General features: G+C 72.8%; 17 protein-coding genes. 6 read left to right on the plus strand and 11 right to left on the minus strand.

Going from position 1 to position 15,468, the window contains the following annotated elements:
- Positions 1-8: 8 nt before the first annotated feature.
- From ABD268_RS14830 to ABD268_RS14850, 5 genes are all read right to left on the minus strand, one after another.
- On the minus strand, positions 9-992 hold the full coding sequence (locus ABD268_RS14830; RefSeq protein WP_344153685.1) for a DUF5995 family protein: 984 nt from the start codon (positions 990-992) through the stop codon (positions 9-11).
- Between the two features lie 119 nt (positions 993-1,111).
- Positions 1,112-3,499 carry an ATP-binding protein gene (locus tag ABD268_RS14835; protein ID WP_344153688.1) on the minus strand — a complete coding sequence of 796 codons (2,388 nt, stop codon included), beginning with the start codon at positions 3,497-3,499 and terminating at the stop codon, positions 1,112-1,114.
- Positions 3,500-3,570: 71 nt separating this feature from the next.
- The gene (locus ABD268_RS14840) at positions 3,571-4,140 is read right to left on the minus strand and encodes a DUF2231 domain-containing protein (protein WP_344153691.1); all 570 of its coding nucleotides are present in this window, start codon (positions 4,138-4,140) and stop codon (positions 3,571-3,573) included.
- Positions 4,141-4,272: 132 nt separating this feature from the next.
- Complete coding sequence (locus ABD268_RS14845; RefSeq protein ID WP_344154009.1) at positions 4,273-5,079, minus strand: NAD-dependent epimerase/dehydratase family protein; 807 nt, start codon at positions 5,077-5,079, stop codon at positions 4,273-4,275.
- A complete protein-coding gene (locus tag ABD268_RS14850; RefSeq protein ID WP_344153694.1) occupies positions 5,066-5,287 on the minus strand; it encodes an NAD(P)H-binding protein in 222 nt (73 codons plus the stop codon). The genes ABD268_RS14845 and ABD268_RS14850 overlap by 14 nt, the downstream gene beginning before the upstream one ends.
- Positions 5,288-5,426: 139 nt before the next feature.
- Here ABD268_RS14850 and ABD268_RS14855 point away from each other — a divergent pair, with 139 nt between their 5' ends.
- Positions 5,427-5,753, plus strand: a complete 327-nt coding sequence (locus ABD268_RS14855; RefSeq protein ID WP_344153696.1) for a hypothetical protein — start codon at positions 5,427-5,429, stop codon at positions 5,751-5,753.
- Positions 5,754-5,763: 10 nt separating this feature from the next.
- On the opposite strand, the gene ABD268_RS14860 is transcribed toward ABD268_RS14855, so the two are convergent.
- From ABD268_RS14860 to ABD268_RS14870, 3 genes are read right to left on the minus strand one after another with little or no spacing between them, the layout of a single operon-like run.
- Entirely contained in the window at positions 5,764-6,369 is a 606-nt protein-coding gene (locus ABD268_RS14860) for a TetR/AcrR family transcriptional regulator (RefSeq protein ID WP_344153698.1), read from the minus strand.
- Positions 6,366-6,797: an SRPBCC family protein gene (locus tag ABD268_RS14865; RefSeq protein ID WP_344153700.1), complete on the minus strand. Its 432-nt coding sequence runs from the start codon at positions 6,795-6,797 to the stop codon at positions 6,366-6,368. The genes ABD268_RS14860 and ABD268_RS14865 overlap by 4 nt, the downstream gene beginning before the upstream one ends.
- Positions 6,798-6,851: 54 nt before the next feature.
- Complete coding sequence (locus tag ABD268_RS14870; RefSeq protein WP_344153703.1) at positions 6,852-8,075, minus strand: cytochrome P450 family protein; 1,224 nt, start codon at positions 8,073-8,075, stop codon at positions 6,852-6,854.
- A gap of 227 nt (positions 8,076-8,302) precedes the next feature.
- Between ABD268_RS14870 and ABD268_RS14875 the strand changes: the two genes are divergently transcribed.
- On the plus strand, positions 8,303-9,682 hold the full coding sequence (locus tag ABD268_RS14875; protein WP_344153706.1) for a TrpB-like pyridoxal phosphate-dependent enzyme: 1,380 nt from the start codon (positions 8,303-8,305) through the stop codon (positions 9,680-9,682).
- 58 nt (positions 9,683-9,740) lie between these two features.
- Here the strand turns inward: ABD268_RS14875 and ABD268_RS14880 are convergent, their stop codons facing one another.
- A complete protein-coding gene (locus ABD268_RS14880; RefSeq protein ID WP_344153709.1) occupies positions 9,741-10,163 on the minus strand; it encodes a hypothetical protein in 423 nt (140 codons plus the stop codon).
- A gap of 67 nt (positions 10,164-10,230) precedes the next feature.
- Between ABD268_RS14880 and ABD268_RS14885 the strand changes: the two genes are divergently transcribed.
- From ABD268_RS14885 to ABD268_RS14895, 3 genes are all read left to right on the plus strand, one after another.
- Positions 10,231-10,941, plus strand: coding sequence for an SMP-30/gluconolactonase/LRE family protein (locus tag ABD268_RS14885; protein WP_344153711.1), 711 nt, complete (start codon positions 10,231-10,233; stop codon positions 10,939-10,941).
- A 180-nt stretch (positions 10,942-11,121) separates the two neighbouring features.
- The gene (locus tag ABD268_RS14890; RefSeq protein ID WP_344153714.1) at positions 11,122-12,411 is read left to right on the plus strand and encodes an HNH endonuclease signature motif containing protein; all 1,290 of its coding nucleotides are present in this window, start codon (positions 11,122-11,124) and stop codon (positions 12,409-12,411) included.
- An 87-nt stretch (positions 12,412-12,498) separates the two neighbouring features.
- Entirely contained in the window at positions 12,499-13,788 is a 1,290-nt protein-coding gene (locus tag ABD268_RS14895; protein WP_344153717.1) for a PP2C family protein-serine/threonine phosphatase, read from the plus strand.
- A 28-nt stretch (positions 13,789-13,816) separates the two neighbouring features.
- Here ABD268_RS14895 and ABD268_RS14900 read toward each other — a convergent pair whose 3' ends face one another.
- On the minus strand, positions 13,817-14,293 hold the full coding sequence (locus ABD268_RS14900) for an SRPBCC family protein (RefSeq protein WP_344153720.1): 477 nt from the start codon (positions 14,291-14,293) through the stop codon (positions 13,817-13,819).
- A gap of 76 nt (positions 14,294-14,369) precedes the next feature.
- Complete coding sequence (locus tag ABD268_RS14905; protein ID WP_344153723.1) at positions 14,370-14,774, minus strand: VOC family protein; 405 nt, start codon at positions 14,772-14,774, stop codon at positions 14,370-14,372.
- Positions 14,775-15,151: 377 nt separating this feature from the next.
- On the opposite strand from ABD268_RS14905, the gene ABD268_RS14910 reads away from it, so the two are divergent.
- Entirely contained in the window at positions 15,152-15,433 is a 282-nt protein-coding gene (locus ABD268_RS14910) for a hypothetical protein (RefSeq protein WP_344153726.1), read from the plus strand.
- Positions 15,434-15,468 lie beyond the last annotated feature (35 nt).

Below are 15,468 nucleotides of genomic sequence, written 5' to 3' on the forward strand. Positions count from 1 at the left end.
GTCGTCGTCTAGTAGCCGTAGGGCTCCGCGGCACCGAAGTCGTAGGCCAGCGGCGGCGCGTCGTCGTGGTGCGCGGCGCACCACTCGTCCCGGGGACCCGGCGACGTGAGGGGCGCGACGTAGGACTGCGTGGCCAGCAGCGTCTTCGCCCCGTCCGTGGCCTCGGCCTCGATCGACGCGGCGACCTTGTCCCGTGCCTCCGGGGTCGGCGCCGACACCAGGGCCTCGGCGTTGCGCCAGGCCGTCTCGCGCCAGCCGGAGACCAGCTGGAACAGCGCCGCGTTGCTGATCCCGAAGGGGTCGGACCCGTCGTCGATCGTGGGGTCGAAGCGGGCGGCGAACTCGGCCACCAGCGGCTCGGTGGCGGTGTAGAGCCACTTCTCGACCGCGTCGTAGTCCGGCTTGCGCGAGGAGCCGTCCGGCGCGACCAGCCCGACGGCGGCGAGGACGAACGGCAGGTCGCGGTTGATGTGGGCGTTCATCCCGAGCAGCAGGCTCCCGGTGCCGCTGACCTGCTCGTCCCGCGAGGCGTCGAAGGTGATGCGCCACGCCTCGGGCACCGAGGCCCGGTCGCCGGACTGATAGGCGTAGTAGGCGTCGGTGTAGTACTTCGCGAAGACGGCGTCCTGGTGGTTGGCGAAGGGCACGTCCTCGTAGTAGCCGGCGATGTCCCGGCTCCACCCGTAGGTCTGCGTCATGCGCAGGTAGGCACGGGCGAAGATCGCGTCGTGCGAGCAGTCCTCCGCCGTGCCGTCGGCGATCCGCGCCAGCTCCTTGAGCGTCGCCTTGAGGCACTTGTCCCTGCCCGCGACGCAGTCGTTGTCGCTGGTCGGTATGTACTCGTCGGTCCAGCCCGCGAGGTACGACGACCAGGCCACGTTCGTCTGCGTGGCCGCGGACGTGGACGGCCCGACCGCGACGAGCGCGGCGACGAGCACTCCCGCCAGGACTGCCCCCGTCCAGCGGGCATGACGAATCAGCTTCGCGGACAACGTAGATCCCTCCCCAGGCAGCGCCATGAGCACCCGCCATGCTGCACAAGACCAGGGGGGATGGTCTGCCTCCCTTCCCCAAGACTGGGGATGCCACGGGGGTGCCGCGGGCCAGCGGTCTAGTCCGATCGCCGGTCCGATCGCCGGTCCGATCGCTGGTCCTGCCGCTGTTCCTGTCGTTGGGAGGCCACCCAGGCGGCCACCTGGTCCCGGGAGGTGACGTGGAGCTTGCCGAGGATGCGGGCGACGTGTCCCTCGGCCGTGCGCCGCGCCAGCACCAGCCGCTCGGCGATCTCGCGGTCGGTCAGGCCCTCGGCCACCAGCTCGGCGATCTCGCTCTCCCGCCGGGTCAGCCGGACCTCGTCGCCGTCGGCCGCGGCAGCCGGCGTACGTCGCCCGACCGCGCGCGCGACCGCCTCGTCGAAGCGCAGCGTCGTCCCCTCCTCGAAGGCGCGCCTGAAGGCGGCCTCGCCCAGCGCCTCGCGGGTTCGGTCCAGGCAGCGCTCGTGGTCGTCGTGCAGGTGGCCGAAGAGGCTCGCGCCGATCGAGTCGAGCGCCGCCTGCACCGCGCCGAGGAGCCGGGCGGCGTCCGCGGCGTGGCCCGCCTCGGACTCGGCCCACGCGACCACCTCGACCGACATCGCCATCCCCATCCGGTCGCCGAAGGGCTCCTTGAGACGGAGCACGTCGCGGGCGTAGGTGCGCGCCCGGGCCGCGCGGCCGAGCTGCCACTGGACCAGTGCCTCCACCCAGCGCGCCATCGCGGCGCACCAGCGCTCCGAGGCGGCCTCGCTCAGCGCGATGCACTCCTCGGCGTGCGCCATCGCCCGGTCGGGGTCGCCCAGGGTGGCGTGCACGGTGGCCAGCTGGACCAGCGCGAGCGGGACCCCGAACGGGTCGGTGCCCTCCCGGTGCAGCGCCAGCGCCTCCTCCAGCAGCGGCAGCGCCGCGGCCGGTTCGCCCCAGAAGGCCGAGGCCAGCGCGAACCCGTGCAGGGCGTGTGCGCGCCAGGTGGCGTCCCGGGCTGCCGTCGCCGCCGCGAGCGCCTCCTCCAGCAGCGGCCTGCCGACGTCGATCTGCCCCTGCAGGACCGCCAACCGGCCGGCGACCTCCAGGCCCGCGGCCCGCACGACGCTGCGCTCGACGGGCTCGTCGGCGCCCGCCGCCGGCAGCCGGGCCAGCAGCCGCTCCGTCCACCCCCGGCCCTCGCCGAAGCGGCCCACCATGACCCAGTGGTGCTGCAGCGAAACGGCCATCCGCAGGCCCTCGGCCGCGTCGGCCGGGTCGTGCGCCAGCCGCTCGAGCGCCGCGCGGAGGTTGTCGTGGTCGGCGCGCAGCCGGGCGAACCAGTCGACCTGGGCCGGGCCGAACAGCTCCGCGGCGGCGGTCGCGGCCAGGCCGGCGTACCACCGGCGGTGCCGCTCGGCGTACGGCGCGGCGCCGCCCGCCTCGGCCAGCCGGGCGTCGCCGTACTCGCGCAGCGACTCGAGCATGTGGAAGCGCGCCACACCGCCGATCACTGCCTGCTCGTGCACGAGGATCGACTTGGCCACGAGCCCGTCGACGACGTCGGGGAGCGCCGCGGCGGGCAGGTCGTCGTCGCAGGCGACCGCCTCCAGGGCCTCGAGGTCGAACCCGCCCCGGAACACCGAGGCACGCGCCCACGCCAGCCGCTCCTCCGGCTGGAGCAGGTCGTGGCTCCAGTCGAGCAGCGCCTGGAGCGTCTGCTGCCGGGGCAGCGCCGCGCGGTTCCCCCGGGTGAGCAGGGCGAAGCGGTCGCTGAGCCGCGTGAGGATCTGGTGCACCGTGAGCGAACGCGCCCGCACCGAGGCCAGCTCGATCGCGAGCGGCATCCCGTCGAGCCGCCGGACCAGCTCGGCCAGCGCGTCCTGGTTGGCCGCGGTGACCCGGAACGACGACCAGCTCGCGGTGGCCCGCTCGACGAAGAGCCGGACGGCGTCGTAGTGCATCAGCGCCTCCGGGGAGCCGGCGGCCCGGCCGGGGCCCGGCATCGGCAGCGGGGGCACCGGGAGCACCAGCTCGCCGGGCAGCGCCAGCGCGTGCCGGCTGGTGGCCAGCACCCGGACGCCCGGGCAGCTCGCCAGCAGCTCGGCCGCCAGCGCCGCGGCGGCCTCCTGCACGTGCTCGCAGTTGTCGAGGACCAGCAGCAGCTGCCTGCCGCGCAGGTGCGCGACCAGGCGCTCGGTGGCGCTGCCCCGCTCGGCGGACCGGATGCCCAGCGTCCCGACCACCGTCTCGGGCACCAGCTCGGGCACCTGCACGGGGGCCAGCTCCGCGACCCACGCACCGTCGGCCAGGCTGCGCTCCTGGTCGGCCGCCGCGCGGTACGCCAGCCGGGTCTTGCCGATCCCACCCGGTCCCAGCAGCGTCACCAGCCGGTGCGAGGCCAGACCGGCACGCACCGAGGACAGTTCGTGCCTGCGCCCCACGAAGCTGGACAGCTCCGCGGGCACGTTGCTCCGCCGCTCCGCCGAGGTCCCACCCATCGCGCGTCAAGCGTAGTCCCGCGCAGGCCGCGCAGGTGGGCGCGGTCCGGGGTCCGCCGCCGCGTCCTTCCTCAGAGCCCTGGCGGAGCTTCGTCGTAGGCGGGGTGGCGGCTCGCCACCTTGCGCGCCTCCGTCAGGTGGCCGCCCAGGTAGGCGCCAAGACCTGAGACGGCCGCACCAGCGAGGGCGAGGCCGGCCCCGGTGCCGTGGCGGCCCCGCCGACGGGCAACCCATGAGGCCGTGTAGACACCGATGGCGACCCCGTTGGTGACAGCGTGGACGAGGCCCACCCGCTTGTCGCGCGACGTGGCGGCCGACCACTCGGCCCATCCGGCCCACGCGGTCGGGCCGGCAGCGAGCAGACCGGTGCCGATGAGCTTCTGGGCCGCGGCGGACGTGTCAGGCCCACCGAGCAGGTCCAGCAGGCTTGCCGAGGTCCAGGTGCCGAGCGGGATGTCGGTGAGCACCGGGTGGACTGCGTGGCCCAGCCACTCACCGCGCAGCACCGAGGCTCGCGTGCCGGTGCCGAACAGGACCCGGATCGCCGGCTCCAACGCACGCACCGGCCGGTCGAGCGCGGTGGCGTCCTCGAGCCGAAGGGTCCAGCGCACGATCCTGGGGGACCCTTCGTCGGGGCTCATTCGCTTCTCCTCGGGGTGTCGTGGATGTCGCGGGCTGCGCCGGAGCGACGTCGTTCCATCCTTGACCCGCCGGGGACGCGAGGTCAACGGAGCGCTCACCGCGCCTGGCGAGCGGATCCACCGGGTGTCGGGTCAGCGCGGGCTGTCGAAGCAGCGCCCGGCGGCGCGGGGACCGATGTGGCCGGCCTCGGCGAGCCAGCGCACGCTGTCCCGCATGGACTCGGCCAGGGATCGTCCGCCGATGCTGAGCTCGTCGACCGTCGCCGAGTAGTCGACGCGGGTGTCGAGCGCGATGACGCGGGCCCCCTCGACCGTGTGCGGGAGGAACGACCAGCCGGTGTTGTAGCCGAGCTGCAGCACGGGCAGCGCGGCCCTGAGCGGCATGCGCACCGCGGGGAGCCGGCGTCCGGTCACGGCTCGCAGCGTCTCGTGCGGGAGCGAGACGTTCTCGCCGGGCACCAGGTAGCGGCGCCCGGGCCGGCCGAGGGCGGCGACCACCACGTCGGCGGTGTCCCGGACGTCCACCCACTGCATCCCGCCCCGTGGCCAGGTGGGGAGGCGTCCGCGCAGGATGTCCCGGATCACCCCGTCGCTCTCGCCGAGGTACGGATCGCGCGGGCCGAGGATCGCGCCCGGGTTGACGATGGTGACCGGGGCGCCGGCGGCCTGCCGGTCGCGTGCGACGCGCTCGGAGTCCACCTTGCTCCGGGTGTACGGGCCGAGCGCGACACCGAGCGGGCTCTCGTGGTCCAACCTCGCCCCGGCTCGCAGCAGGGCGACGATCGAGGACACGTGGACGATGCCGGAGCACCCGGCCTCGATCGCCGCGTCCAGGACCGTGGTCGTGCCGACCTGGTTCTCCTGGAGCATCCGTTGCGCGTCGCGGCGCCGGTAGGAGAACGTGGCGGCGGCGTGGACGACCCGGTCACAGCCGCGCAGCCTGCCGAACCGCGGCGCCGTCGGTCATGTCGCCGGGGACGACTTCGATGCGCTGGTCCTCGGGGTCCACGCCGAGAAGGGCGAGGTTCTCGTGCAGCTTCGCGGGTGTCCGCACGAACGCCCGGACCCGGCAGTCCTCGTCGAGGAGGCGTTGCAGGACATGGATGCCGAGGAACCCGGAGGCTCCCGTGAGCAGGACGAGGTTCATGGCACCCAGCCTGTCTCCTCCGTCCGCCCGCGAACAGTGCGTCCTGCGGATGGTCTTCACCGGAACGCCCGGTTCACCGGCCGTTTCTCCGAGCCGGGCGGGGCGTAGGGTCTGGGTGCCCGACACACAGGAGTGCGACATGACGGCGAGCCGATCGGCGCGCGAGAGGAAGGCCGCCGCACAGGCCGGCCCCCTGGCGAGGGTGAAGATCGACCTCGACGAGCACCAGCAGTTCGTCTACAAGATCAGCTGCTCCGAGTGCGTGGCCCGGGGCCACCGCAGCTGGTCGGCCTACCGCCCCGGCGGGGACAACGGCTTCATGGCGGCGATGGACCGGTGGATCTTCCACCTCAACGAGAAGCACCCCTGGGCCGACGCCCCCTGCCTGGCCTTCCTGCCGGCCGCCCAGCAGCGCCTCCACGAGCGGCGCGAGCAGCGAGGAGCCGAGGACGAGCCCCGGGCCTGACAGCCTCCCGTCACCGATCCGCGCCGGCACCGCCGGTCTCTGCGGAGAGCAGCAGCAGCCGGTTGAGCAGGTCCGCAGCCCGGGCGACCTCCTCCCGCTCGCCGCTGACGAGCAGGTCGAGGAGCAGCCCCCGGGCGGCGCCGAGGGCGAGGCGCGCATGGGTCCCGGCCTGCGCCTCGGGCAGGCCGATCGCCCGGCAGAGGTCCGTCACGGACGGCAGCCACGCCCCGATCAGCTCCTCGCGCAGGGCCGAGGCGTGCTCCCTGCCCTGCATGGCGTGCGCGGCGAGCTCGAAGAACAGCGGCCCGTAGCGCAGCGTCGCCTCCACGGTGTCCTCCCAGTACCTGGCGCCGGCCTCGAGGGGTGGCAGGTCGGTGTCGTACGTCGCGGTCATCACCGCGCGCTGGCGCGCCTCCACCTCACGGGTCACCTCGGCGAGCAGGCCCTCGCGCGACCCGAAGTGGTAGATCAGCATCCGGTGGCTGGTGCCCACCGCCTCGGCGATCCCGCGCAGGCTGGTGTCGCCGATGCCGTGGCGGCCGAAGTGGTCGACCGCGGCGTCGAGGAGGCGCTGGTGTGCCGGCGTACGAGCGCCGTCCGCAGCGCGCTGCGTCACGCGGTCGGGCCGGTGACTCGCTGGTCCAGGCTCTCGGCCTCGAGGTCGATGTAGCGCTGCGTGCGCCCCCGCCACACCAGGGCGGCGACGGCGCCCATCGGGCCGGTCTGCTCGATGCTGAGCCTGACGGAGGAGCCGGTGGCGTCCGGGACGACCTCGTGCCGCGCGATCGTCCGCATCCCCGGCCCCTCGGCCTCCCAGGTGAAGTTGCGACCGTCCGCGACCTCGGTCACCTCCCACGACGCCTGCGGGAGCCGGGGTTGGCGGACCTTGGCCCGGGAGCCGAGCTGGAACGGTCCGTCGTCGAGGCGCTCGACGCTGTCGATCGTGGGGGTCCACTCGGGCCAACGAGCGACGTCGAAGAGCACCTCCCAGACCGCCCGGGGCGGCGCGTCGATGTGCCTGGTGGTCTCGAAGTACCTCTTCATGTACCAAACGGTACATCGAGGCGGTCGGGTGCACCAGCCTGAGCCGCGATGTCCTCAGGCCAGGTGGACGGGCAGCTCGGACAGCCCTCGCAGCACGAGCCCGTCCCCGTGGTCCCAGCGCAGGTCGCGGTGGTCCACAGCCAGCCGAAGGTGCGGGAACCTCGCGAGCAGCGCGGTGAAGGCGATCCTGGCCTCGAGTCGGGCCAGGCGCGCACCGAGGCAGTGGTGGATGCCGTGGCCGAAGGCCATGTGGTCCACCGACGGCCGGGTGACGTCGAGCTCGTGCGGGTCGTCGTGGCGTGCGGGGTCGCGCCCCGCGGTCGCCAGGTTGACGACCACCTGGACGCCGGCCGGGATCTCGGTTCCCGCGATCGTGACGTTGCTGGTGGCATAGCGGAACGTCGAGTGCGGGACGGGGGCGTCGTACCGCAGCAGCTCCTCGATCGCCTGTGGCACGAGGGCCGGGTCGGCGGCGAGCGTCTCCCACTGCTCGGGATGCTGGAGCAGGGCCGCCACCCCGTTGCCGATCAGGCTCGTGGTGGTGTGGTGTCCCGCCACGACCAGCTGGAAGAGCGAGGACATGAGCTCCTTGCGGGTGATCGTCCCGGCTTTGGCGGCGCGGGCCAGGTCACCCACCAGGTCGTCGGTCGGCCGGGCCAGCCTGCGGTCGACGAGGTCGCCCAGGCAGTCGACGATGGAGCCGGACGCCACGACGGCCTCGTCGGGAGGCACGGCTCCGGGGTACGGCGTCATCAGCGTCGCGAACCAGCCGGCCAGCCGCTCCTGCTCGCGGCGCTCGACGCCGAGGAGCTCGCCGATGACCGAGAACGGCAGGGGCAGGGCGAAGCCGGCCACGAGGTCGACCGGACCCTCCCGGGCCTCGAGGTCGTCGAGCAGGGCCCCGGTGGTCTCGACGATGCGGGCTTCGAGAGGAGCGAGGCGGGTGCGCGTGAAGCTGGGAGTGGCGAGCCTGCGGAGCCGCGTGTGGTCAGGCGGATCCACGCTCAGCATGTGCCGGGCGAAGTCGCGGCCCGGCAGCCCCTCGGCGACCACGGCACCTTCCGCGTCCAGCGCCGCCTCCATGTCCTTGGACAGGCCCGGATGGTTGAGCGCCTCGCGGGCGGCGTCATAGCCCATGACCAGGAACGCCCGGTGACCGTCGGTCAGCGTGACCTCGTGCACCGGACCCTGCTCGAGCACCTCGGCGAACAGGGGATAGGGGTTGTCGCGGTCGTAGTCGCCCCACCGACGCAGTGCGGGGATCTGGGTCCGGGTCATGACGCCACCTCTCGGCGTCCCGAGCCCACCAGGTCAGCTCGAAGGATCAGGCTCGATCGGCCCCGTCACCGGGACGCCTCTGGGTCACGACACCATCGTCCTCCACGTGGCGGCTCCGGTCGAGCCAGAGGTGGGCGACCAGGGCCACGGCTGCGCGCGGGAGTGCGCGGCTGGTCACGCGATCACTAGTCTCGGAGAGACCAGTCGTAGCGAGGGCGGGAGGCGCCATGTCCCACGTGCAGCAGCACAAGTTCCAGCTCGACGAGAGCGAGATGCCCACCCGCTGGTACAACGTGTTGCCCGACCTCCCGACGCCGCCGCCGCCGGTGCTGCACCCGGGGACCGGGCAGCCGGTGGGGCCGGACGACCTGGCGCCGCTGTTCCCGATGGACCTGATCCTGCAGGAGGTCTCCACCGAGCGGTACGTCGACATCCCCGAGGAGGTGCTCGACGTCTACCGGTTGTGGCGGCCCAGCCCCCTGTACCGCGCGCACCGGCTGGAGAAGGCGCTGGGCACGCCGGCGCGGATCTACTACAAGTACGAAGGGGTCTCGCCGGCCGGCTCGCACAAGCCGAACACCGCGGTTCCCCAGGCGTTCTACAACGCCAGGGCCGGGATCAGGAAGCTGACCACGGAGACCGGCGCCGGCCAGTGGGGCACGGCGCTGGCGTTCGCCTGCGCCCAGTACGGGCTGGCCTGCGAGGTCTGGCAGGTGCGAGCGTCGTACGACCAGAAGCCCTACCGGCGGATGATGATCGAGACGTTCGGCGGCACCGTGCACCCGAGCCCCTCGGAGCTGACCGAGGCGGGTCGCAGGATCCTGGCCGCGCACCCCGACTCGACCGGGTCACTGGGGATCGCGATCAGCGAGGCCGTCGAGGTCGCGGCGCAGGACCCGACGTCCAACTACGCGCTCGGCAGCGTGCTCAACCACGTGCTGATGCACCAGACGATCATCGGTGAGGAGGCCCTGCTCCAGCTGGCGCAGGCCGGGGAGACCCCCGACCTCCTCGTCGGCTGCACCGGCGGCGGGTCGAACTTCGGCGGGCTGATGTTTCCGTTCCTGCGGGAGAGGTGGGCGGGCCGGATGAGCCCGACCGTGCGGGCGGTGGAGCCGGCCGCGTGCCCCTCGCTGACCCAGGGCACGTACGCGTACGACTTCGGTGACACCGCGGGGATGACACCGTTGATGAAGATGCACACCCTCGGCCACGACTTCGTGCCGGACCCGATCCACGCCGGCGGGCTGCGCTACCACGGGATGAGCCCGCTGATCAGCCACCTCTACGAGACCCGCGAGATCGAGGCGGTCGCCAAGCCGCAGACCGAGTGCTTCTCCGCCGGGGTGCTGTTCGCCCGGACCGAGGGCATCGTGCCCGCGCCGGAGCCGACGCACGCCCTTGCGGCTGCGATCGAGGAAGCGGTGCGGTGCAAGGACACCGGCGAGGAGAAGGTGATCCTGACCGCGCTGTGCGGGCACGGCCACCTCGACCTGGCGGCATACGACGCCTACCTGTCCGGCAATGTCGTCGACCACGCCTGGGAGGACGCCGACATCCAGGCCGCGGTGGCCGAGGCGCTCTCCCGACTGCCGACGCTCGCCTGACCATCCCGGGATGGGCCCGCGACCGGAGGAGTCGTGCGCAATCGCGGCCTCTGAAGAGTCAGCCCATGAAGTCAGGGACCTCCTCGACCCCGCACTCGTAGTAGCGCATGGCGAGGCGCGCCTGCTCCACGTCGATCGTGCCCTCGCCGACGGCAATCGCATCGTTGAGCCAGAGGTGGGACGACACGGCGGTCTGAAAGGTCATCACGTGGATGCCTCGGCCGTCGTCGAGTGACGACAGGCCGGTCAGGGCGAACAGCACCTCACCGGGGCCGGGCACCTGGATGACTCCCCGCGCGTCGGGTAGGGCATGTCCGCCGCGGATGCGGGGGAAGTTGGACCACCTCGCGGATCCCGACAGCCGTCCCACGAAGGTGGCCGTGCCCTGACCGTATATCCGGCCGTCACTGGCCGGCGAGGGTTCGACCTCGTGGAGCAGGTCGTAGCTCCAGCTCACGTCGCACAGGTGGTCCAGTCGCATGCCCGCACCTCGCCAGGTCTCGGTACCGACTCGTGTCTCGACGCTACACCCGGCGCTCGGTGCCACGATGAGTTCTCGCGGTGGGCTCGGTCTGACTGAGCATGACGACGCGCGTGCTGGCCACCGGACTCGCGATGGGCGAGTCGCCCCGCTGGCGCACGACGATCAGCTCTGGGTGTGCGACTGGCTGGCCGGTGAGGTCGTCACCGTCGACCCGCAAGGTCGCACCGAGGTCGTCCGCCGGATGGAGGGACTTCCGTTCTCGGTCGACTTGCTGCCTGACGGCCGCGAGATCAACACGACGCACCAGGGTGTCGCCGTCGGCCCGGACCTAGCGCCGTACGGCGGCACCGGTCGTCCGTGGAACGAGATCGTCGTCGACCCCCTCGGTCGTGCCTTCGTGAACATGCCCGGATCGATGCCCGGTGAGGAGCCTCGTCCCGGCATCGCCGCGGTCGTCACCCCCGACGGCGAGACCCGAGAGGTCGCCGACGACCTGTGGTTCCCGAACGGCATGGCGGTCACCCCGGACGGTTCGACACTCATCGTCGCGGAGTCGCACGCCCACCGACTCACGGCCTTCGCCCTCACCGCGGACGGCTCGCTCACGGACCGCCGGAGCCGGGCCGAGCTGGGCGGCGAGGCTGCACCGGACGGCACCTGCCTCGATGCCGACGGCGCCGTCTGGTACGCGGACGTGCCCAACCGGCACTGTCGTCGGGTCGGCGAGGGCGGCAGGGTGCTGGAGACGGTCGAGGTCGATCGCGCGGGCAGGTGAACTGCGTGGTGTCCATACGAGGTGACTCGGCGTCGGGTGCGTCCGCCTCCGACGTGATGGCGGCTCGCTCCGCCCCGGTCGGTAGCTCCTCGGGCTTCCGGTTCGGCCCGATCGCCGGCTGTCCACAGGCCTCCCGTCGACCGTCCTGGCACTGTCGGTGCCGGGTGCTTGAGTGGTCCTGTGATCGAGACGGACAACATGGGCTTCCCGGTCGTGGTCGAGGACCTCGACGCGGACCTGCTGCTCGAGCTCGCCGAGGAGGCGGAGATCCAGTGCCGGGCCGCGGAGCGGCGCAAGCTGCGGTACGTCGCCCAGTGGTGCGCGGTGAACCCTGCCGACGACCTCGGCCCGGCCTCGTGGAGCGACGCGGGCGGGGAGGCCGCCGGCTGCGACCTGCGCGTCGGTGGGGACGGCACGCCGGCGGTGAAGCCGTTCGCGGCCGAGCAGATCGGCGCCGCCCTGCAGATCTCCACCTTCGCCGCGACCCAGCTGATGTCTGACGTGCTCGACCTCCAGCACCGGCTGCCCCGGATCTGGCGGCGGGTCGAGGACCTGGAGATCCCGTCCTTCCGCGCCCGCCGGATCGCCCAGGCCACCTCCTCCCTGTCGCGGGCGGCCGCCGCCTACGTGGACGCGGAGCTGGCTGGGATCGCCGGCACCTGCGGCCCGAGGCGGATCGAGCGCGCGGTGGCCGACGCCAAGGCCGCCTTCGACCCCGACCAGGTCGCCGACGAGGAGGAGCAGGCCCGAGCAAGCTGGGGCGTGACGCTGCGCCACGGCCCGGCGGATGGACCCGGCGCCTGGGCGGGCACAACCTGGCTGGAGGCCACCGGGGACACCCTGGACCTCACCAGGTTCCACGACCTGGTCTGCCACGTCGCCGAGCAGCTGCGGCTGGACGGGGACGACTCACCCCTGGAGATCCGCAAGGCCAGGGCGCTCGGCGTGATCGCCGACCAGGCCTCGGGTGCCGCCGGCAGCAGCGGGCCGAGCGCCAGGACCCGCATCTACGTCCACGTGAGCGCCGACGACCTCGACGACCCGGGCGCACTCGGCGCCGCCGAGCGGCTCGGGCCGGTCACCATGGACCGGATCCGGGACTGGCTCAAGCACTCCCGGGCCACGGTGGTCCCGGTGCTCGACCTGGCCTCCACCCGCGCGATCGACCGGCACGACCCGGACGAGGAGATGCGCGAGCTCGTGATCCTGCGCGACGAGCACTGCGTGTTTCCCTGGTGCGAGACCGACGCCCGCAGCTGTGACCTCGACCACATCGTCCCGTATGACGAGCACGGCCCGCCGGGACAGACCAACCCCGAGAACCTCGCGCCGCTCTGCCGGCGACATCACCGCGGCAAGACCGCCCGGCACTGGCGCTACCAGCGCAACGCGGACGGCAGCTACACCTGGCACTTCCCGCTCGGCCGCAGCTACCGGGTCACCCGCACGGGCACCAGCCGGCTGCGCTGAGGCTCGGTCCGCCCGCGCGGTTTCGCGACCTGCCGACGCCTCGGAGTCCTATGCTCAGGTGTGGATGAAGGCCAGGGTCAGCGAGCCATGGCACGTGCGCTGGAGGCCGCAGAGTCTGCCTCGCCGGTCGAGGCCGTCGAGGCGGTGACCCGCGAGCTCGGGCTGGCCCTGGATGCGACCCGCGTGTCCTTCCTCATCGCAGACCTGTCGGGGCGGGCACTGGTGCGGCTCGCACACATCCGGATCGACCCCTCCGAGGGAGCCGTGGTCGTCCCGCTCGGCCCGGACGAGCGGCGGGACCTCGAGGAGTCCGCGACCGTGGTGCCCTTCGACGGCGGTCCCGCCGAGCAGGCGGTGCGCTCCCAGGAGGTGCGGGTGATCGCGCCCGGCTCCCGGCCTGCGGGATCAGACGGTCCCGGGCAGTGGGAGGTGCTGGCCCCGGTGACGCAACGCGGCGAGGTCATCGGCCTGCTGGAGCTGATCCTCCCTGAGGAGCCCCCCGCCGACTCGGTGGAGGAGATCGCCCGGTTCGCCCACCTGCTGGCCTTCGTGGTGATCGCCAACCGACGGCACACCGACCTCTACGAGTGGGGCCAGCGCACCCGGCCCCTGAGCCTGTCCGCGGAGATCCAGCACCGACTGCTCCCCGGGCCGCAGACCTGCGAGGCCGGCGCCTTCACCCTCGCGGGCTGGCTGGAGCCGGCGGCCGCCATCGCCGGGGACACGTTCGACTTCAGCCTGGCGCGCGACGCCCTCCACCTGTCCCTGACCGACGCGATGGGCCACGGCGTCGGCGCCGCCCTGGCCGCCACCCTGTGCGTGGGAAGCCTGCGCAACGCCCGCAACGAGGGCGCCGCACTGCTCGAGCAGGTCGGCGCGACGAACCAGGCGCTGCTCGAGCACGCAGCCGCCAGCGGGCTCGAGGACTTCGTCACCGGCCTGGTCGGACGCGTGGACCTGCGCACCGGGTCCCTGGACCTGGTGAACGCGGCGCACGTCGCGCCGTACCTCGCCCGCGGGGACCACGTCAGCACTGTCGACCTGCCCGTGGACCTCCCGCTCGGCCTGTTCGAGGACACCACCTATCGCGCCAGCCGGATCACCCTGACGCCCGGGGACCGGGTCGTGTTCGTGACCGACGGCATGCTCGAGCGCAACGCGGTCGGCGTGGACCTCTCGGCAGCGATCCTGGCCACCAGGGCGCTGCACCCGCGCGAGGCCGTGCGGAGCCTGGCCGACCGCGTCCTGATCGCGACCGGCCAGGTGCTCAGCGACGACGCCACCGTGCTGTGCCTGGACTGGCACGGCGGGCACGGACAGGACCGCGGCAGCGCCCACGGGGCCGACCGGCTCCGGGTGAGCAGGCCGCTGGCCTGAGCCTGGATCCACCAGCCAGGCCGCCGGCTCAGTCCGGGGGCGGCGCCTGGGAGGCCCGCGCAGCCTCGGGCAGCTGGATCATCGCCGCCGCGAAGATGCGCCGGACCGCCAGCACCCGGGCGCGGTCGACGAGGCCCGGCAGACCGGGGCGTGGGGTGACCTCCGTCGTGCCGCTCAGCCGGGTCCCCTCCGCAACGGGCTCGAAGACCCTCCGGTTGTCGAGCGGGGGTGTGCCCGGTTGGTGGGAGAGGTACCGGAACTCGTGAGGGGGGTTCCACACCGTCACCTCGATCTCCGAGACGATGCTCCGGCCCAGCACGACGTTGGACATCTGGCCTCGGCCACCGACGCTCCCCCAGTCCGGGCCCTTGCTCGAGTCGCGCAACGACGAGAAGAACGACGGCCAGTTCAGCGGGTCGCACACGAAGGCGAACGCCTCCTCGGGCGGGAGCGGGACCACGGCCCCGTAGGCGAAGTGCAACGGCTTCCGGCTCGCAGAGGACACGGTGAACCTCCCACCGGCCGGCCGGGCACCGCCGGGTCCCGGTGGGACGCCGTCGACGCGGCACCAAGGTGGTCGGTCACCTCGAACTGTCCTCAGGCCTCGGTGTCTCGTCAATGACCTCCTGCACCGAGCGGGACAGCAGGCAGAACTCGTTGCCCTCCGGGTCGGCCAGGACGACCCAGGACGAGTCCGGCGCCTGACCCACCTCGGTACGACGTGCCCCCAGTGCCAGCAACCGCTGCAGCTCCTGCTGCGTGGTGGCGCCGTCGGCCCGGAGGTCGAGGTGCAGCCGGTTCTTCACCACCTTCCCCTCGGGCACGGCGGCGATGTCGATCGTGGGCCACGTCGAGTCCGCGGGGCCGATGCTGACGACCTCCCCGTCGTCAGCGACCACCCGCCAACCCAGGACCTCGCACCAGAACTCGGCGACGAGCTCGGGTCGCACGGCATCGATGGCGATCACGGCGATGCGGCTGGGCATGGGTCCTCCTGTGGCGTCAACGACCGCGACGGGTCAGTCGGTGAGGCGGTAGATGGACGTCGGGGTCGCTGCGGACGCACCGGTAGTTCCCGTCGAACGCAGCACGGTCGGACGGCTGCGCTCTCGTGAAGGCCGCCATCGCGACGGCACCCGGATCTCGCTCCCACTCGAAGAGCTCGTCGAGATCGGCATCCTCGAGCTCCCGCAGCCTCACGCCCACGTGGATCACCCTAGGCACTCCCACCCGAAAGCCCGCCTGCAGCCGGCAGGCCGGCCGATCCACTTCCGCCGCGCTTGAGTAATCCACCCGCCGTCTGGGCACGAGGAGGACAAGAGGGTGATCCGCGTTCGCGGATCGAACGGGAGGGAAGCAGCAGATGATCGACATCAAGGACCGGATCAAGGGCGTCACGGACAGGGAGCAGTGGGCCGCTCGCGGCGCGTCGTTCGTGGCGAAGGCCAAGGCCACCAAGGTGGTGTGGTTCCCGCCCGAGCCCGTCGAGACCGGCAAGAAGGCGGCCTCGACGGCCAAGAAGGCGACGAAGAAGGCGGCCAAGAAGCCGAGCGGCGCCGCCAGGAAGACGACCGCTGCCGCCAAGAAGTCCACCGGCACCAGCACCAAGAAGGTGAGCAGCCCGGTACGCCGCAAGAAGGCGTGAGGCGCCCCCGCGGAGGGGCTGTCCACGGCCCTCCG

The organism is Nocardioides koreensis (assembly GCF_039531775.1).
GTDB classification, from domain to species: domain Bacteria; phylum Actinomycetota; class Actinomycetes; order Propionibacteriales; family Nocardioidaceae; genus Nocardioides; species Nocardioides koreensis.